At 39.2% G+C, this 17,737-nt stretch carries 19 protein-coding genes; 8 read left to right on the top strand and 11 right to left on the bottom strand.

Annotation, left to right across the window (positions count from 1 at the left end):
- The first annotated feature begins 3 nt into the window (after positions 1 to 3).
- The 7 genes from atpA (at position 4) to TSP02S_RS00335 (ending at position 6,887) form a co-directional block, all read left to right on the top strand.
- Positions 4 to 1,515 (top strand): F0F1 ATP synthase subunit alpha, encoded by a 1,512-nt coding sequence (atpA, locus tag TSP02S_RS00365; protein ID WP_041081089.1) that lies wholly within the window; start codon positions 4 to 6, stop codon positions 1,513 to 1,515.
- Positions 1,515 to 2,327 (top strand): ATP synthase F1 subunit gamma, encoded by an 813-nt coding sequence (gene atpG, locus TSP02S_RS00360; RefSeq protein WP_041081088.1) that lies wholly within the window; start codon positions 1,515 to 1,517, stop codon positions 2,325 to 2,327. The genes atpA and atpG overlap by 1 nt, the downstream gene beginning before the upstream one ends.
- Before the next feature lie 13 nt (positions 2,328 to 2,340).
- Complete coding sequence (atpD, locus tag TSP02S_RS00355) at positions 2,341 to 3,750, top strand: F0F1 ATP synthase subunit beta (RefSeq protein WP_052465228.1); 1,410 nt, start codon at positions 2,341 to 2,343, stop codon at positions 3,748 to 3,750.
- Entirely contained in the window at positions 3,747 to 4,115 is a 369-nt protein-coding gene (gene atpC / locus TSP02S_RS00350; protein WP_041081086.1) for an ATP synthase F1 subunit epsilon, read from the top strand. Before atpD ends, atpC begins: the two co-directional genes overlap by 4 nt.
- Before the next feature lie 170 nt (positions 4,116 to 4,285).
- Positions 4,286 to 4,954 (top strand): hypothetical protein, encoded by a 669-nt coding sequence (locus tag TSP02S_RS00345; protein WP_041081085.1) that lies wholly within the window; start codon positions 4,286 to 4,288, stop codon positions 4,952 to 4,954.
- Complete coding sequence (gene hpf / locus TSP02S_RS00340; protein WP_041081084.1) at positions 4,933 to 5,460, top strand: ribosome hibernation-promoting factor, HPF/YfiA family; 528 nt, start codon at positions 4,933 to 4,935, stop codon at positions 5,458 to 5,460. The genes TSP02S_RS00345 and hpf overlap by 22 nt, the downstream gene beginning before the upstream one ends.
- Before the next feature lie 14 nt (positions 5,461 to 5,474).
- The gene (locus tag TSP02S_RS00335) at positions 5,475 to 6,887 is read left to right on the top strand and encodes an Rne/Rng family ribonuclease (RefSeq protein ID WP_052465227.1); all 1,413 of its coding nucleotides are present in this window, start codon (positions 5,475 to 5,477) and stop codon (positions 6,885 to 6,887) included.
- Here TSP02S_RS00335 and fliD read toward each other — a convergent pair.
- Both fliD and TSP02S_RS00325 read right to left on the bottom strand, forming a co-directional pair.
- A complete protein-coding gene (gene fliD / locus TSP02S_RS00330) occupies positions 6,884 to 8,692 on the bottom strand; it encodes a flagellar filament capping protein FliD (protein WP_041081083.1) in 1,809 nt (602 codons plus the stop codon). The genes TSP02S_RS00335 and fliD overlap by 4 nt on opposite strands.
- 5 nt (positions 8,693 to 8,697) lie before the next feature.
- Positions 8,698 to 9,045, bottom strand: coding sequence for a flagellar protein FlaG (locus TSP02S_RS00325; RefSeq protein ID WP_041081082.1), 348 nt, complete (start codon positions 9,043 to 9,045; stop codon positions 8,698 to 8,700).
- A 79-nt stretch (positions 9,046 to 9,124) separates the two neighbouring features.
- Here TSP02S_RS00325 and TSP02S_RS00320 point away from each other — a divergent pair, with 79 nt between their 5' ends.
- A complete protein-coding gene (locus TSP02S_RS00320; RefSeq protein ID WP_041081081.1) occupies positions 9,125 to 10,384 on the top strand; it encodes a TolB-like translocation protein in 1,260 nt (419 codons plus the stop codon).
- Here TSP02S_RS00320 and TSP02S_RS00315 read toward each other — a convergent pair.
- The 9 genes from TSP02S_RS00315 to pulA all read right to left on the bottom strand — a co-directional run bounded on the left by TSP02S_RS00315 (position 10,335) and on the right by pulA (position 17,594).
- Entirely contained in the window at positions 10,335 to 10,793 is a 459-nt protein-coding gene (locus TSP02S_RS00315) for a chemotaxis protein CheW (RefSeq protein ID WP_041081080.1), read from the bottom strand. The genes TSP02S_RS00320 and TSP02S_RS00315 overlap by 50 nt on opposite strands.
- 10 nt (positions 10,794 to 10,803) lie before the next feature.
- Positions 10,804 to 11,226 (bottom strand): biotin/lipoyl-containing protein, encoded by a 423-nt coding sequence (locus tag TSP02S_RS00310; RefSeq protein ID WP_041081079.1) that lies wholly within the window; start codon positions 11,224 to 11,226, stop codon positions 10,804 to 10,806.
- Positions 11,202 to 11,549 carry an OadG family protein gene (locus tag TSP02S_RS00305; RefSeq protein ID WP_041081078.1) on the bottom strand — a complete coding sequence of 116 codons (348 nt, stop codon included), beginning with the start codon at positions 11,547 to 11,549 and terminating at the stop codon, positions 11,202 to 11,204. Before TSP02S_RS00305 ends, TSP02S_RS00310 begins: the two co-directional genes overlap by 25 nt.
- Before the next feature lie 9 nt (positions 11,550 to 11,558).
- Positions 11,559 to 13,100: an acyl-CoA carboxylase subunit beta gene (locus TSP02S_RS00300; protein ID WP_041081077.1), complete on the bottom strand. Its 1,542-nt coding sequence runs from the start codon at positions 13,098 to 13,100 to the stop codon at positions 11,559 to 11,561.
- A 12-nt stretch (positions 13,101 to 13,112) separates the two neighbouring features.
- On the bottom strand, positions 13,113 to 13,520 hold the full coding sequence (gene mce / locus TSP02S_RS00295) for a methylmalonyl-CoA epimerase (RefSeq protein ID WP_041081076.1): 408 nt from the start codon (positions 13,518 to 13,520) through the stop codon (positions 13,113 to 13,115).
- Between the two features lie 46 nt (positions 13,521 to 13,566).
- The gene (locus TSP02S_RS00290) at positions 13,567 to 13,800 is read right to left on the bottom strand and encodes an FmdB family zinc ribbon protein (RefSeq protein WP_041081075.1); all 234 of its coding nucleotides are present in this window, start codon (positions 13,798 to 13,800) and stop codon (positions 13,567 to 13,569) included.
- A gap of 77 nt (positions 13,801 to 13,877) precedes the next feature.
- On the bottom strand, positions 13,878 to 15,035 hold the full coding sequence (locus TSP02S_RS00285) for an iron-containing alcohol dehydrogenase (RefSeq protein WP_041081074.1): 1,158 nt from the start codon (positions 15,033 to 15,035) through the stop codon (positions 13,878 to 13,880).
- Between the two features lie 11 nt (positions 15,036 to 15,046).
- Complete coding sequence (locus TSP02S_RS00280; RefSeq protein ID WP_041083956.1) at positions 15,047 to 15,490, bottom strand: SRPBCC family protein; 444 nt, start codon at positions 15,488 to 15,490, stop codon at positions 15,047 to 15,049.
- Between the two features lie 7 nt (positions 15,491 to 15,497).
- Positions 15,498 to 17,594, bottom strand: coding sequence for a type I pullulanase (gene pulA / locus TSP02S_RS00275; protein WP_052465226.1), 2,097 nt, complete (start codon positions 17,592 to 17,594; stop codon positions 15,498 to 15,500).
- Positions 17,595 to 17,737 lie beyond the last annotated feature (143 nt).

Here is a 17,737-nt window from a genome sequence, read left to right as displayed (position 1 = left end):
TAGTTGCGAATTAGCCCAGGTGAGATAACAAGAGTTTTGGAGGAAAGGATCAAGGAGTTCACTGAAGAAATAGATCTTCAGGAAACGGGTAGAGTAGTGCAAGTTGGTGATGGAATAGCACGTGTATATGGTTTGAACAATGTAATGGCCAACGAACTTGTTGAGTTTGTGGAAACAGGTGTTAAAGGTCTTGCATTTAACCTTGAAGAAGATAATGTTGGTGTGATTTTGCTTGGCCCGTATTCTCAGATCAAAGAAGGACATATCGTTCGCAGATTGAAAAAAATCATAGAGGTCCCAGTTGGTGAAGAATTGCTTGGCAGAGTTGTTAATCCGCTCGGAGAACCACTTGATGGCCTTGGACCGGTGAATGCGAAATATACAAGAAGGGTGGAAATAAAAGCACCAGGAGTCATATACAGAAGGCCTGTGAATACACCACTTCAGACAGGTATTAAAGCTATCGATGCGATGATTCCAATAGGTCGGGGCCAGCGTGAGTTGATAATAGGCGATAGGCAAACTGGAAAAACTGCGATAGCAGTCGACACGATCATAAACCAAAAGGGAAAAGGAGTCTACTGTATCTATGTTGCTATTGGACAGAAAATAGCTTCTGTTGCTCGTATTGTTGATAAATTACGCGAGTTCGGCGCGATGGACTATACGACAGTTGTTGTTGCTTCGGCATCAGACCCGGCACCAATTCAATATCTTGCTCCTTATGCCGGTTGTGCCATGGGAGAGTATTTCATGTACAGTTCTCGAGATGCCCTTGTGATATATGACGATTTGTCGAAACATGCAGCGGCATATAGACAACTTTCCTTGCTATTGAGAAGACCACCTGGAAGAGAGGCATATCCTGGTGATATATTCTATCTCCATTCAAGACTTCTTGAAAGAGCAGCAAAACTCGATGAAAAATCCGGTGGAGGTTCTTTAACAGCTCTTCCAATAGTTGAAACGCAGGCTAATGATGTTTCAGCGTATATTCCGACCAACGTCATATCGATAACAGATGGACAAATATATCTTGAACCTGGCCTCTTCTATTCTGGATTTAGGCCTGCGATCAACGTTGGACTTTCTGTATCGCGAGTCGGTGGATCTGCGCAGATAAAAGCGATGAAACAAGTAGCGGGAATGTTGAGAATAGATCTTGCGCAGTTTAGAGAATTGGAAACATTTGCACAGTTTGCTTCTGAGCTTGATCCAGCTACAAGAGCTCAGATCGTTCGTGGTCAGAGATTGCAAGAACTTCTCAAGCAGGACCAGTACAGCCCAATGCCGGTAGAAGAGCAAGTGGTAGTTCTCTATGCTGGTGTCAGAGGATATTTGGATGAACTTTCTGTCGAATCTGTGAAGCGATTTGAAACAGAATTTCTTAAATATATGAGAGTCACACACAGTTCTTTGCTCAAAACAATCGCACAGAAAAAGGAGCTAACGCAAGAGATTGAGGATGAATTGAAGCAAGCCATTCAAGAATTCTTGAAGGGATGGCATGAATAATGAGTAGGGGAAAACTCAGGTCAGTTAAGGCTCGCATACAATCAACGGCATCTTTGATGAAAATAACGCGTGCAATGGAAATGGTTGCACGTGCCAGAGTGAGGAAACTTGAGGAATCTTTTTCAAAAATAAAAAAGTTCGCAGCGGCCGTCGAAGAAATGAGAGAACATATTGATTTTTCTTCATGTGAACATCCATTTATAACTGGCAAGGGTAAACCGGTCCTAATTGTTGTTACTTCAGATATGGGGTTGTGTGGAGCTTTCAACGCTGAAATACTCAGAGAGGCTGAACACAGACTAAAAGATTTTGAGGGTTTGGTGACCATAGGATCTAAAGCAGCAGCGCATTTTTCTAAAAATAATAAGCTCATCAAATCTTATCAAAGAATGTACGATGTACCGACGTTGAATTTTTCGGCGGCTTTGATGGAAGACATTTTAAAAATAACAGGAAATGTTCACGTTATATACGCAAAGTTCATCAATAGACTTGTTCAACGACCTGTATGCTTGCAACTGACACCAGTAATTGGTGGTAAAAAGATTGAGAGATACGAATATGAACCACAAGCAGAAGAGCTTGCAGCCAATTTCGTCAATTTCTATGTTGCAACAAAACTCCACTCAGTGCTTTTTGAAACAAAGGTTAGTGAAATGTACGCACGCCAAAATGCTATGAGAAATGCCACAGAAAATGCAAAAGAGATGATAAGAACACTCACTCTTGAATACAACAAAGCAAGACAGTCGTCGATCACACAAGAGCTCATAGAGATTGTTACTGGTGCGGAAGCTTTGAAGGAACAATGAGGAGGCGATTTTCTTGGCAGGAAAGGGATACATAGTCAGGGTTATAGGGCCTGTTGTTGACGTTAAGTTCAATGAAAAAGAACTCCCTGATATATACAACGCCCTTGAGGTAACCAATCCCCACACTGGTGAAAAACTCATTCTTGAGGTAGAACAATTGATAGGCGATAATATTGTTCGCACAGTTGCGCTTGATTCTACGGATGGCTTGACAAGAGGTTTAGAGGTTATTGATACTGGTAAGCCGATAGTTGCGCCAGTGGGCAGAGGTGTATTGGGCAGGATATTAAATGTTGTTGGTAAGCCAATAGATGAAAATGGAGAGATACAGGCACAAGATTATTGGCCAATTCATAGGCCTGCACCAGCTATTACAGAGCAGAAAACACAGATAGAGATTCTCGAAACGGGTATAAAGGTAATCGATTTACTGGCTCCATTTCCAAAAGGTGGAAAGATAGGTTTCTTTGGTGGTGCTGGTGTGGGCAAGACGGTTCTTGTCATGGAATTGATACGAAATATTGCTATCGAGCAAAAGGGTTTCTCAGTTTTTGCAGGTGTCGGTGAGCGCACAAGAGAAGGAAATGATCTTTGGATTGAGATGCAAGAAGCGGGTGTTTTGGAAAATACTGTTTTGGTTTTTGGACAGATGAACGAACCACCAGGAGCAAGGTTTAGAGTTGGTCTGACCGCACTCACGATTGCAGAATACTTTAGAGATGTTGAAGGAAGAGATGTTTTGTTGTTTATAGACAACATCTTTAGATTTGTTCAAGCTGGTAGTGAAGTTTCAGCTCTGCTTGGAAGAATGCCTTCTGCGGTGGGTTATCAACCAACTCTTGCGACGGATATGGGTGAATTGCAAGAAAGAATCACTTCAACTCAAAAGGGATCTATAACATCGGTTCAAGCGATATATGTTCCGGCCGATGACATAACAGACCCCGCACCTGCAACGACCTTTGCACACCTTGATGCTTCTGTAGTTCTTTCAAGAAAGATCGCAGAGCTTGGGATTTATCCGGCTGTAGATCCTCTTGATTCGACATCCAAGATCCTCGATCCTGCTGTAGTTGGATGGGAACATTACCAGGTTGCAAGAGGTGTTCAGGAGGTACTCCAAAGGTATAAAGATTTGCAGGATATAATAGCGATTTTGGGTATGGAAGAATTGACAGAAGAAGACAAGTTGATAGTTCAAAGAGCAAGAAAAATACAGCGTTTTCTTAGTCAACCGTTTTTTGTAGCTGAGAGATTCACCGGAGCCTCAGGAAAATATGTGCCGATTTCAGAAACAGTTCGAGGATTTAAGGAAATACTCGAAGGTAAACACGATTCATTACCAGAACAAGCCTTTTTCATGGTTGGAACAATTGAGGAGGCTGTTAAGAAGGCAGAAAGATTGAGAGGAAGTGTTGCATGATAGAAGTTGAGATCCTTTCTCCTTCAACTACATGCTGGAGCGGCAAGGCAAAATTACTGGCTTGTAGGACAGTTGAAGGAGCCATGGGAATACTTCCAAAAAGAGCTCCAATAGTTGCTCAACTTGCGATAGATTATGTTCGTGTGGTTACAGAGGACGGTGAAAAAACCTTTGCAACATATGGTGGTTATATGCACTGCGATGGCCAAAAGATTACAATAGTTGCAAGCATTGTTGTACCTGCTGAAGAATTGGATCCTCATGTTTTCAAGGACGCCCAGGAAAGGGCAAAAAGACTTTTGGAATTTCAGGACAGACTCTATAAGAACACAAAAGTTGAAGCAAATCTGAAAGCGAGCAGATAAAAGTGATCTATGTACTTTTGATTGCAGGGATATCTTTGATGATATTCTCAATTTTTGTTTTCAGAAAATCTTCACAGGAATTCTCTAAGACATCTTTGTTTTTGATCGCACTGTGTGCGTTGCTTTTTTTCGCGTCAATTCTGTTATCATTTTTAAAGGGGGGATAATTTATGGATAAGTATTTGACACCATTTCTTGATAGGTCAAAGTTACCGTCGAGAGATTTTTATTCGTATGGTTTGATAATTTTTTTCGTTGGAAGTGTCTTGGGATTGATAGCCTCTATAGTCGTAGTTGCAGCCAATTATTTTATGGCATTATCTGCGTTGCGTTTCTTGGGTCTTACTGAAGGTATGTGCCTTGTTTCTGGTCTTATTTTGATCTTTGTATTGATAAGATGGCGCTCTGTTGTAAAGGAATTGCAACGTAAAATGGTTGAAAAATTTTCAAATTACGCGACAGTTGTCTTAAAAACAGATGAGACACTATTTTATATTGGGATAGCAGTTGCTGCAGCAGGTTTGATTATCAATTTCTTTGTTGTATTTGGATTTGCGGTGATTGTCGTTGGGCTTGCTCTGGCTTACCACTTTTTCCTCAAGTCGCTAAAAAGTGTTGAAGAGGAAGAGATCAAATTTTTCTCTACAACAATGAGCAAAACTATGGAACGATCTATCAAGGTCGATCTTGATACAAATACGCTTTTATATAGTATGATTACTCTCTTTGGTTATTTCATGCTTCATCAAGAAGAATATTTTTCTGCAATTAATGATTATGTTAGGAGCAGGACAGATCTACTCGAGGAGGTGAAGCCATGGATTACAAGTTCACTGTAAGGGGTTTTGATTCTTCACCTGCTGTCGAACAATATCTGGCAAAGAGATTGGAAAAGGTCGACAGAGTTTTAAGAGATAGTGATGTAGTCTCTGCAGAGATAAAAGCAGAGAAAGATGCCGTCAATTATGTACTGAAGGCTAATATAAATTTAAGGGGAACCATAGTTGTAGTTCAAGAGAAAGACCCCGATTTATATGCTGCTATTGATAAAATGTCGGACGCTTTGGAGAAAAAGATCAAGAAGACCAAATCCACTATTCGTGAAAAACATCGTACTCCAGTGGAAAAGATGCCAGAGATGGCAGTTGCTCCGTTGGAAGAAGAATCTGATATATCAGAAACAAAGAGAATACCTCTTTCAATAATGCCTTTGGAAGAAGCGATGTTACAGTTCAAAACGATGAAAAGGCAGTTCTTTGTCTTTCGTAATTCTGATACAAATGAAATAAACATGCTCTATACTCGAAAAGACGGTAAGATAGGTTTATTTGAATTCGTTGATTAGTTGGTGAGAATTTTGTGAATCAATTGGTAATAAATCTACAGGAAAAAAGAGTTAACGGTGCGATACTCTCAGATGGCATCTTGCAGGAGTTTTTCACCGAAGAAAATGAGTTTTTATCGGGAAATATCTATGTAGGTCGTATTGAGAAGATAATAACAGGTTTAAACGCAGCTTTTGTAGATATAGGAGAAAGCAAGAACGCCTTTTTGAAATTGAGCGATCTTTCAAGGCAATATTTAAAGCAAATTCTGGGGACAGAAGCGCTTAAAGAAGGTATGAAGGTCTTGGTTCAAGTGAAGCACGATGCTATAGGCTCGAAAGGCCCGCAGGTTACGGGAAAGATATCTCTTGCCGGCAGGTTTCTGGTTTATTTTCCGCTTTCTCGTGCAAAAGGTGTTTCTAAAAAGGTATTTGATCAAAAAGAACGAGAAAGATTGAAGAAATTGACTAAGAATCTTGCAAAAAACGAAGGAATTGTTGTGAGAACTGCGGCTGAATTTGTCCCAGAAGAGATCATCGTTGAAGAATTTGAAGAACTCAAAAGAGAATGGGCTGAGATTCTCAAAGATTTCAAAAGAGCCAGGAAATCTAAACTCCTTCGCAGCGAACCCACGGTAGCAGATTATATTATCAGAGAGCGTTTAAACAAACAGATCGACGAGATCTATGTCAATGATGAGCTGATCTATGAAAAGGTGAAGGAAGCCTGTAAAGGGATTCCAAAAAAACCATTGGTCAATCTAATTAAGGAAGATTTATTTGATAAATTAGGTATCTACAATCAATTGGGACAGATGCAAGAGAGAACAGTAGATCTGCCGAGTGGAGGGTATATAGCACTCGATTCCACAGAGGCTTTGACGGTATTTGATGTAAATTCAGCAAGCTTTGTGGCTGAGAAGAGCCATGCAGAGTTGGCTTATAAAATAAATGTGGAAGCTGCTCATGAGATAGCCAGGCAATTGCGATTGAGAAATATCGGGGGAATAATAATTATTGATTTCATAGACATGCCCTCGAAAGACTACTATGACAGACTCATGAAAGAATTACAAAATGTGGTTAAGGGTGATTCTGCCCATATCGAGTTGGTTGGGTTCACAAAGCTTGGTCTGTTCGAGATGACCAGAAAAAGAAAATCTCCTTCTATTGACCAGATCATGTTCACGTCCTGCCCTGTTTGTAAAGGAACAGGGAAGGTAATCTCGCCTCTTGTCATAGTTAAAAGAGTTGTAAATGAACTTTCGAAGATAGAAGATATCAATCAATACAGTACAGTGAAGGTATCACTTCATCAACGACTATCTGGTTATGTTGACAAGATAAAGCAATCTCTATCAGAATCAATTGTTAAAAAGGTATCCTTCAGTTTTGATTCTCCAAATCCGGGTGATTTCAATTTAATTTTGAGTAAGAAGACATCTTAAGAACTGCTTTTGCTTGCAGTTATCTGGGATAAATAAGAACCTATGGACTGCATTTTTGCAACAGCTTGTTCCAAGGCTGAGAATCTTGTCCATAGATCTTGTTCTTTCTTCTGAATTCTTTCAATCCAATCGGCTAATTGCTGGGCAAGAACACGTTTTTCTCTGGATATACTTCCATTCAACCCTGCAATCGAGTCTATTTGTCCGCCATATTTTGTCACTTCTCTTAGATATTTTTGAATTTGCTGAGCTAAACCTTCTGAATTTGTCTCGGTATTGCCAAAGAACGCCCAGACAGCTTCTGGATCTTCCTCTATCTTTGCTCTGAGTGTATCTTCATCCAACTCGAGTTTTCCCATTTTCATATTTTCATAGCCATATGAGCCTGTACTTATACCAAGTTCCCACAGATATTTGATATCTCCAGAGACATTTTTTGTGATGTATTCTCTCATCTTATTGAATATGGTTCTCAAGAAAGAGTCGTTCTTCAATACTCCTTGCATTTTCTCTTCATCTGTCATTTCATCTTCCTCTTTATCTGTAACTGCACTTTCAGTTAATCTTGTATATATATAGTCCATCAATTCATTCCAGTTGTTGACAAATTCTTTTACCTGTTCGACGATCGCATCGGTATCATTTGTAACACTCACGGTTTGTACTGAAGACGAAACATCCTTGACTGTGATATTCAAACCATCATAACTAAAATTGTTGGAGGAAGAATAAAGATCTGTCCAGTTCACGCCATCGTTACTAATTTGGATGTGTGCAGAACTTCCAACGTTGAAGACACCGACATCAAGACCGAGTAATTGAGATAAACCCGTTCCATTATCGTCGATTGATATAGTTGTCGAACCAGTAGATGTTGATGTGAGAATTAGTTTGTCTGAATTTGCATCATACCTTGCCGTTACACCGGCATTGCTGTTGTTTATTGCACTAATCAATTGAGTTAAAGTTGTCGTACTACTGAAAGATATACTCACATCGTTGATTTTTATCTCTCCATCAGTTAAAGTTAATCCACGATAGGAGGCAATATCAGATAAAGTCTTATTTGCTGAAATTGCTCCAACGTGTGCCGTACTTTGAATTGAATAAGTTGAACCATTTTGAGTTATTGGAGCATCTGACAGATTGAAAACTTGCATGAAGGTACCACTTGTCTGCCTTATAGCGAATGCTTCGTTACTCTGTATCTTCAGTTTTCCTTCAGAGAATGTCACGTTCCCAGAACCAAAGACTGTTTCAAGCTTTGAAACTATCTCGTCGATTGTATCAGTAGTGTTTATCGAAACCGTATATGTGCTTGAACTTTTTTGGATTTTGATTTCTGAGTTAACTGGTGTATACCTGTATGTGAGATTTGAAAAGGTGGTGGAGCCATTTATGTTGTCTGGACCGATTGTTCTACCACTCAGTAATGAGCTTCGTGTTGCTGCCGAGAGCACTTTAACATAGTATGTTCCATTCACCGCATTTGCATTGGCTGAAACCGTTAGAATCTGAGAGTCTGTTTCAACACTCTTTGCCAAAAGTGAGGACTGAAGCTTGAAAGTACTTAAAAAATTCATAAAACCTTCTAATTTGTCATCAAGTTCTTGATAGACTTTCTGTTTTAGATCTAATTGTTTGTACTTGGTACTCAGGTTATTTGCCTTTTCAACATCAGTTGAAAGCATAGCATCTATAATGGAGGAGGTATCAAGACCAGAGAATAAGCCTCCAAATTGAATTTTGCTCGAAGAGCTTTGATATTTATAATTTATCGTATTGGCTATTGAGGAAAGATCCATATTACTCACGCCCTCTCATCAAAAAGAATTCCTATCAATTCTTGTAAGTTTTTCGCTATCTTTACAGCAACTTCTGGTGGAATCTGTCTTATGATTTCACCAGTATCGATGTTCTTAATCTTGATTATGATCATATTCAGCTCTCTGTCTATCGTAAACTCGGCTTCTGATTTCAGGAAAGTCTTGATCTTTTCAAAAGACTTTTTAAGATCTTCTATTGTATCTTCCACATTTTTGGGTTGGTTTTCTTGACTCTCGTTGACGTGCTTCTCAAAACGTACTGTTTGAGGTCCTGTTGATATTTTTTGAGTACCACTGACATTTATGATCCGATCCATCGGATCGATTTTCATTCTATCACCCCCGAACATCCTTTTTCTATATTATTAATCGTCCGTTTTAATAAATCCTTTAAAATGATATAATCAAGACATGAAGCGTTTTCTTTTAACTACATTCTTGTTGTTGTTTTCTGTGCATGCTTTTACAACGGTGGCATTAAAAATTAACATGATAACTTCGCAGGACACCAAAAAACTCATCGACGATGTAGCAAAGTCGCTACTTTCTTTGTTGCCGGCTGATGTGTATTTACAGTTGAGTGTAGATGGTTCAATCACTTTTACATCACCTCTTGAAATCGAGAAGGAAGAATGGTATGAACTAACTTTCAGTGCAACTTACGATGCCACTCAAGAAAGATTCGATACTGTATGGGTTGAAAACAATCGGCGAGTTTATTCGTGTTCTTATTCTAAAAAGGAACAGAGATTGTACTCAGAGTTCATCAGAGAGTGCTCACATTATCCACTTGAGAAAGCCTCATTGTGGCTTTTGAAAAATAACAGATTCGATAAGTATTTGAGGATTACCTATCATCCTTCAGTTGATGAATATGCGAGCTTCAGCCCTGATGGTAAATATTTTGCTTTCATAACAGACAGATTATCTGGTAACAGGAATATCGCCTTGCTTGATCTGACAGAGGGTAAAATTGATATTCTACCTATCTCTGGAAGCAGTGAATATTTTCCAAGATTTTCTCCAGATGGCAAAAGGATAGCCTTTCAGGGTTCGTTACACGGTTTTTGGAACATTTATGCGATGCCACTTGAAAACTATTCGAAAAATATCTTGTTGATTTCTGCGGGAAACAGTCCGGCGTATTGTCCCAACTGGTACGATGAAAATACTATATTGTACGTTCAGGATACCGAAACATCCAACGCCCTTTATTCGGCAACATTAGCGAGGAAAAGAACAAAAATGAATCTACCAATTCAATTTGATATGGTTTTTTCGCCAGTGGCATATAGAGGCACAGTTTATTTTGTTGGATTGAAAGATTCTGATTTTGGAATATACGCACTAACGCCAGATGGAACAGTCGCTACAATAGAAAACAGCTTTTTCAACGAACACGACCCAGCTATCTCACCGGACGGGAGATACCTTGCTTATTCGTGTAACTCAACGGGATACTACACAATATGGATCAAAGATCTACTTACCCAAGAAAAATGGTGCATCACAAGGGATATTCCACACGATGCCTTCTATCCATCTTTCTCAGCAGATGGTAAATTGATCGCATTCAGTGTGTACGAAGGTAGTTATGAACCAGATATCTGGTTTGCCAAATTCACGCCAGCTTCGTCAAGCCTTCAAGCTGGATCTGTTCCTGGGCAGTGAGCAATTCTTTTGCATTGAGTATGATTAGAAGGTCCTGATCGAGTTTGGCTATACCAAGCAGTATATTCGTTTTTGATTTTGCTACGTCCATTGGTGGTTGCTCAATTTGCTTGTCTGTGATGGTTAGAACTTCATGAACTTGATCGACTAACAACCCAACTTTTCTATCATCTAAGTTGATGACAATGATCTTAGAGGAAGTTTTTCTCTCGGTATCTTTCATTTTGAATTTTTTCTTTAGATTTATAACTGGAATCACGTTTCCTCTTAGATTCATGATACCTTCGACGTAATCTGCAGATTCTGGTACTTTGACGATCTTACCCAATTCAACTATGCTATCCACATTCATGATATCGAGTGCAAATTTTTCTTCGGAAAGTAAGAAACTCACCACTTTCAATTCCACACAAATCACCTCACTCTATTATCAAAAGTGTTTGCTGAGTTTCAACGGTGTCGCCTTCTTTTACAAGGATTTTTGTAACCTTCCCATCGTGTTCACATAGTATGTCATTTTCCATCTTCATCGCTTCGAGTACCAAGAGTTTTTGTCCTCGACTTACTTGCTGTCCTTCACTCACGTGTAATTTGATTATCAAACCTGACATCGGTGACCTGACTTCTATTCCATTTGTGGAGGTCGATGGTTTAGAAACCACTTGTTTTGGTTGCTCAACTTTTTTGGGTTCTTCTTTTGACTTTTCTACAGGTTTTTCCACGGGTTTTTCCACAGGAATATTTATAGGTTGGGGAACTTGAACAGTTGTTGAACCACCGAGTTCCTCAACTTCAACTATGTATTCTTTTCCATTGACTACCACCCTGAACTTGCGCGCCATCCTCTCGCTCCTTTCCAACCACTTTTTCGCCATGTTGTCGTTCTATCTTGCATATCATAAGTTCTGCCAGAATAGACACTTTTTACTATAACAGGTTTTCCTAATATCTCACTGATCACCGCCCCTATTATGGCAATATGACTCTCATCTTCAGGGTTTTCAATTTCAGTATTTGGCTTGACTTCCTTAGTCATGACAGTTTCCTGTTTTGGTGGTTTTTTCTGGCGAAAAATGGAACCCATCAAAATGAAAACCACGTATAGAATCACGAAGATCAAAAACACGACTATGATACCAGTTAAAACAATTGAAGCGATGGACATCAGATCACCTCACAGAGGTATGTTACCATGTTTTTTCTTTGGGTTGGATTTAACCTTTGTTTTGGATATGTCGAGTGTCTTTGAGATCCATTCCCGCGTTTGTCTGGGATCTATCACTGCATCTATGTAACCTCTTGATGCGGCAACATATGGATTTGCGAAAGTGTCACGGTATTGTTGTACCAATTCTTTTCTTTTTTCTTCTGGTTTTGATGCACTTTCGATTTCTTTCCTGAAGATGATATTTGCAGCTCCCTCGGGTCCCATCACCGCAATCTCTGCCGTTGGCCAGGCTGCAACGAAGTCTGCTTCAAGATGTTTACTGCCCATGGCAATGTAAGCACCACCGTATGCTTTCCTCAAAATCACCGTTATTTTCGGCACAACTGCTTCACTGTACGCGTACAGAAGTTTTGCACCATGTCTTATGATTCCTCCATGTTCTTGCTGAATGCCAGGTAGATATCCTGGTGTGTCGACAAAGGTTACTATTGGGATATTGAAGGCATCGAGAAATCTTATAAATCTCGCGGCTTTATCTGATGAATCTATGTCAAGAGAGCCGGCCAAAACAGAGGGTTGGTTTGCAATTACTCCAACGCTCCTACCAGCTATTCTTGCAAAGCCAACTACGATATTTCTTGCATAATGTTTGTGAACTTCAAAAAAGCTGTCTTGGTCCACTACGAGTTTTATTACGTCTCTAACATCATATCCTTTATTTGGTTCAACTGGCACCAATGAAAGTATTTGCTCACCGAGTGAAAGATCATAATCTCCGGGTATATAATCTGGTTCTTCCAAGTTGTTCTGAGGTATATAAGAAAGGAGTGTTTTTATCAAAGAAACCGCATCTTGCTCGCTTGTGGCGAGAAAATGTGCATTACCGCTTTTTGTATTGTGTACATATGCGCCACCAAGATCTTCTTGATTTATGTCTTCACCTGTAACGGCTTTTATCACGTTGGGTCCTGTTATGAACATCTTTGCGTTTTTGTCTATCATGATGACGAAGTCTGTTATAGCCGGTGAATAGACAGCACCACCTGCACATGGACCTGCAATGAGGGTTATTTGTGGTATCAAACCGGACGCGACTGTGTTTCTATAGAAAATTCCACCATAACCGTACAATGAGTCTACACCTTCTTGAATTCTCGCACCACCAGAGTCGTTAATTCCAATGAGAGGTATACCAAGCTCCATTGCAAGATCCATTATTTTCATTACCTTCTTTGCGTGCATTTCACCAAGAGAACCACCCATAACTGTGAAATCTTGAGAGAAGATTGCAACTGGTCTTCCATTGATCTTGCCTATACCTGTAACGACACCATCACAGGGTAAATCTTCCTTGTCCATTCCAAGAAGTGTGGCTCTGTGCTTAACGAATTTATCAGTTTCAACAAAGGAGCCTTCATCGACCAGAAGATTGATTCTCTCACGCGCTGTCAGTTTTCCCTGAGCATGTTGTTTCTCTATTTTTTCAGTGCCACCACCTTGTTCTATCTTTTCGTTCATCTCTTGTAACTTTTTTATCAACTCATCCATCTTTATTCCCCCTCAATGACTACCTTCAACGAGTTCGATCAAAACTCCACCCGTAGTTTTGGGATGAAGGAATAAAACTGTTGTTCCACCAGCACCTGGTTTTGGAGAATCAGAGAGTGGCTGTAAACCATTTTTCTTTGCGAGTTCTACTGCCTGATTGATTCCTTCAACGGTAAAGGCTATATGGTGAATTCCTTCACCTTTCGTCTCAAGAAATTTGTTTATCTCTGACTGTTCATTCATCGGTTCAAGCAATTCTATCTTACTCTCACCAATTTTTATCATATAAACTCTTATCCCTCTCGATGGAAGTTCTTCTATGTGGACATCTTTTAAACCAAGAAAACCTTCGTATAACGAAAGCCTTGCAGAGGCATCTTTCACTGCAATACCTATGTGATCTATTTTTTTTGTAAACACATAAACACCTCCCAATTGGAAAAAATCTGGGGCGTAAAGCCCCGTTTCATGCTACTTTTTCCTTTTCAGATTGCGACTTAGATTCGCTTGGCTGTGAACCATTCTTTTTGTTGTCTGTGCAGTAAAAACCGCTTCCTTTAAAAACGATTCCTACTCTTGAGATTTCGCGTTTCATCTCTTTACCACAAGAATCGCACTTGACAACGGGATTCTCGTTGATCGAGTGAAGAATTGTTTTCTGTGTTCCACAATTATCACATACATACCTGTAAAATGGCATCCTGTCACCTCCCGTGTCTTTTAGTACTTTACAATTCATATCTTAATCCCGACAAGTTGCAAAACTGTTAAAAATGATCAAAATGCGCGTTTGATTATCTGGTACAAGTCGTGTTCATCTAATTTCTTTGGTGATTTCACAACAACACCCTTCATTGTTCTATAGGCAACTTTTGCGATTTTTTCGAGTTGACTTTCTTCAAATCCCAGAGTAGATAACTTTGGATTGAGGTTAAATCTATTCTGGAATTCATAGAGTTTCTCGATGAAAAGTTTAGCAGATTTTTTTATACTGCATTCTTGGAGATTGAAGATCTCTTTGGCAAGAACGGCAAGTCTTTCATAACATTTGTCGAACATGTACTCGAGTAAATATGGCCCTGTTATACACAGTCCAAGTCCATGAGGTAGTTGTGGGTTGAAACCACTCAGCCCATGCTCTATAGCGTGATTTGCTATGACACCGGTGAGAGTTTCAGTAATACCTGCTTCTGTACTCGCCCAGGCAAGATTGGTACGAGCGTAGATGTCGTTTCCGTTTTCGTAAGCAGCTTGAAGGTTTGCAACGATTCTTTTCATAGAATCTATTGCCAACGTGTCTGAATAGACATTTGCGTCTATGTTTAGAAAGGCTTCGAGAGAATGGTAAAAAGCATCCATGGATGTATAGGCTGTCTGATCTTTTGAAAGTGTTACCATTAATGTTGGATCGACTATTGAAATTTTCGGAAAGATGACGTTGTATCCTATACCGACTTTTTCATTTGTTTGAGGATTGGTTATAACGGCAAATGGATCGGCTTCGGTACCTGTTCCATGTGTCGTCGGTATTGCAATCACTGGTAAAGCTTTGTTTGGTTTTTTGCCACCTCCAACTTCTACATAATCCCAGAACTTCCCACCCATTGCTGCCGTTATGGCGATTGCTTTAGCTGAATCTATGGCACTCCCTCCACCAAGACCGATTACAAAATCAACCTTTTCTTTGATTGCAATTTGAGCAGCTTCATCGACATCATCGCTTATTGGGTTTGGTTGAATCTTATCAAAAATGATCACTTTGACGTTTTTTTGCTCGAGTAATTTTATTACCCTGTCCAGTAAACCTGTTTTTTTTGTGCTCTTTTTACCTGTGACAATCATCGCCTTTTCACCGAGCTCTTTAATAGACGACGGAAGTTTCTCAAGCGTACCCTCACCAAATATGATTTTTGTTGGCAAAAAGATGTTGAACATATCTCCACCTCCTATATCAAGATTAAACCTTTTTCAATATAAGCCTTCGCAAGACACAACATTTGCCCCCAGCCAAATGCACATCCAAAGGCTATAGGGAGTTCATTTATTTCAGTCACCAGAACCTTATCTTGTATTTTTACCCATGTTCCCTTGTCCCCGTTGGCTTGGAAACTCATAGTCACATGTGATCTAAAGCCATCTTCGTATTCATACCACCAAAATTCCCAGTTTTTGCATGGCTCAAAAATCATCGTAATACCTTTATCTTCTACTGTTTCACCATGAGTCAATCGGACCCAACGAAAAAATATTCCTCCACCTTCTTTGAGTTCCAATTTCATACCGTCTGTGAACCATGGATCCCAACCGTTGGGATTGACAAAGATTTGCCATACCTTTTCAATTGGTGCGTTAAAGTATTCTATGAATTCCATCTTTGGTATTTCAATCAACTTCAAATCACCTCACATACATAATCGATGCCGATATTGGTTCGAGTATCACTTCTTTTTCTACTTGATACAAGGTTTCAATTCCCGCTTGTTTAGAATCGACAACAACACTCCAATTGCCATCTGGTAATTCAAAATGAACCCGCTCAGTGTTGGCATTGTATAAAACGAGTATCTGATCCCACACGTCGTCATTTGCATGATCTTTTATGAGAAAAGCCACGACTCGTTTTGGTGCACTTAAAAAGGTTATGTGTTTTTTGATTTGTTCGGTCGTTCTCATTCTGAAAGCCGGATGATGTTTTCTCAATTTGATTAGTCCTTTGTGATATTCATAAACATCTATAAATTCAAGTTTTCGATCGTAGTTGAGCGCATTCAAAGAAATAGGAGCGTTGTATGAATTTCCATTGAAATTTTTTGTTCTACAAAAATCCTGACCAGCATGGAGAAAAGGAACACCTTGACTTGTCAGAATGATAGCCGCCGCGAGTTTCTGACAGTTTTTCAACTCTTCAACAGACCACTTTTTTGATTTATCTGATATAGCTGCAAGCATGTTCTTATCCCAAAGCGTATGATTATCGTGACATTCAGCGTAATTTATTGATTCCTCACTGTTTAAGGCAAACCCCTTTATTTTAAGATTATATTCTACACTTCCAACCACTCCTCGTCGTATTTGATATTCCTTTCCATGAGCACCCATAATGAATCCCTTTTTCTTCACATTGAAGACCGAACCCCTAATTGCATCTCTAAATTCATCGTTGAAAACGGCTATTTTCGTTCCTTTTACGTCATCTTTGCCAAATCTTGGTTTTACACCCATTCCTCCCCATGGCTCGCCGTAAAGAATGGCACTTGGGTTAATCGATTTAATTTCTTTTTGAATGGTGAACATTGTCTGTTTGTCCATTACACCCATTTGATCAAATCTAAACCCATCGATGTGGTATTCTTTAGTCCAATAGATCAAAGTGTCCAGAATAAAGCGTCTGACCATGAGCCTTTCACTCGCCACAGTATTTCCCATTCCCGTTTCATCGATATAACCACCTGTTTTATCTATTCTGTAATAATAAAATGGTACCGTTTGGTCAAATGGCGACTGCTCACCTTTGGAAAAAGTATGAGGGAAAACGACATCTATGATCACACCGATACCTTTTTCGTGAAATCTTTGAATCATCTGCTTGACTTCCTTAATTCTACAAATAGGGTCAGATGGGTTTGTACTATAAGATCCCTCTGGCACCATGTAAAGATAAGGGTCATAACCCCAGTTATAGTGATTTTCAAAATCTCTTTGAATATCATCGCCTGTGTAAAAGTCGTTGATTGGTAATAGATGAACATGAGTTACGCCGAGTTCTGTTATGTGTGAAAGGCCAGTATTCACTCCTTGTGGTGTAAAAGTATTGTCTTCTGTCAAACCAAGGTAACTTGATTTTTTTTGAACGCCACTGTTTGTAGAACCAGTCATATCTGCGACATGGATCTCATAGATTATCGCATCTTGATAGTTTTTCAGAGAAACATGGTGATCTTCTTTCCATTTCGATGGATTTGTTTTTTCAAGATCTACAACGACACCATGAGTACTTTGCAAGGAGACAGCTTTTGAATAAAGATCGACTGATTCTCTAATTTTTCCGTAGCTGAAAAATCTGTACCTATAAAACCAGCCTTCCAGATTTCCAATAACTTTTGTGTACCAAACACCATTTTTCAATCTTTGCATTCGAACAATTTTCTCTGGTTGTTCTTCAATTGAAGGATAAAGAAGTAATTCTACCCATTTACTCACCGGTGACCAGACATAAAACTCTGTGTGTTGAGGTGAGAAAAAAGAGCCCAGAGGCCCATCATAATACAAATTATCGAGTACTTCTATACTGTATACCCTGATTTTTTGATCATTGTTGATATGAAGAAAAATATCCTTTGATAGATCTTCTTCTTTCAAAGATTGGTCTATAAAGATATAAAAGAGATTATCATCAATAGGTTTAATATCTATTTTGATTGGCTTTTCATCTACAAAGATTTCTATCTTATCAGACTTTATATCGATCGATTTACCTGTGAAAAATTCGATCACTTTGAAATCTTTTAAACGTGCAAATGGTGAAGTTGCTTCGATGATTTTTCACCTCCTTGGTCATTTGCTTCCAAAATGATTTTACACGATAGATCTGTTCTAAAAACCAGAGTATCCGCATTGAAAATGTATGACTAAAGGCT

This window comes from Thermotoga profunda AZM34c06 (assembly GCF_000828675.1).
In the GTDB taxonomy this organism is placed as follows: domain Bacteria; phylum Thermotogota; class Thermotogae; order Thermotogales; family DSM-5069; genus Pseudothermotoga_B; species Pseudothermotoga_B profunda.
Note: the sequence above shows the minus strand (reverse complement) of the source record. Positions and strands in the feature narration are given on the sequence as shown.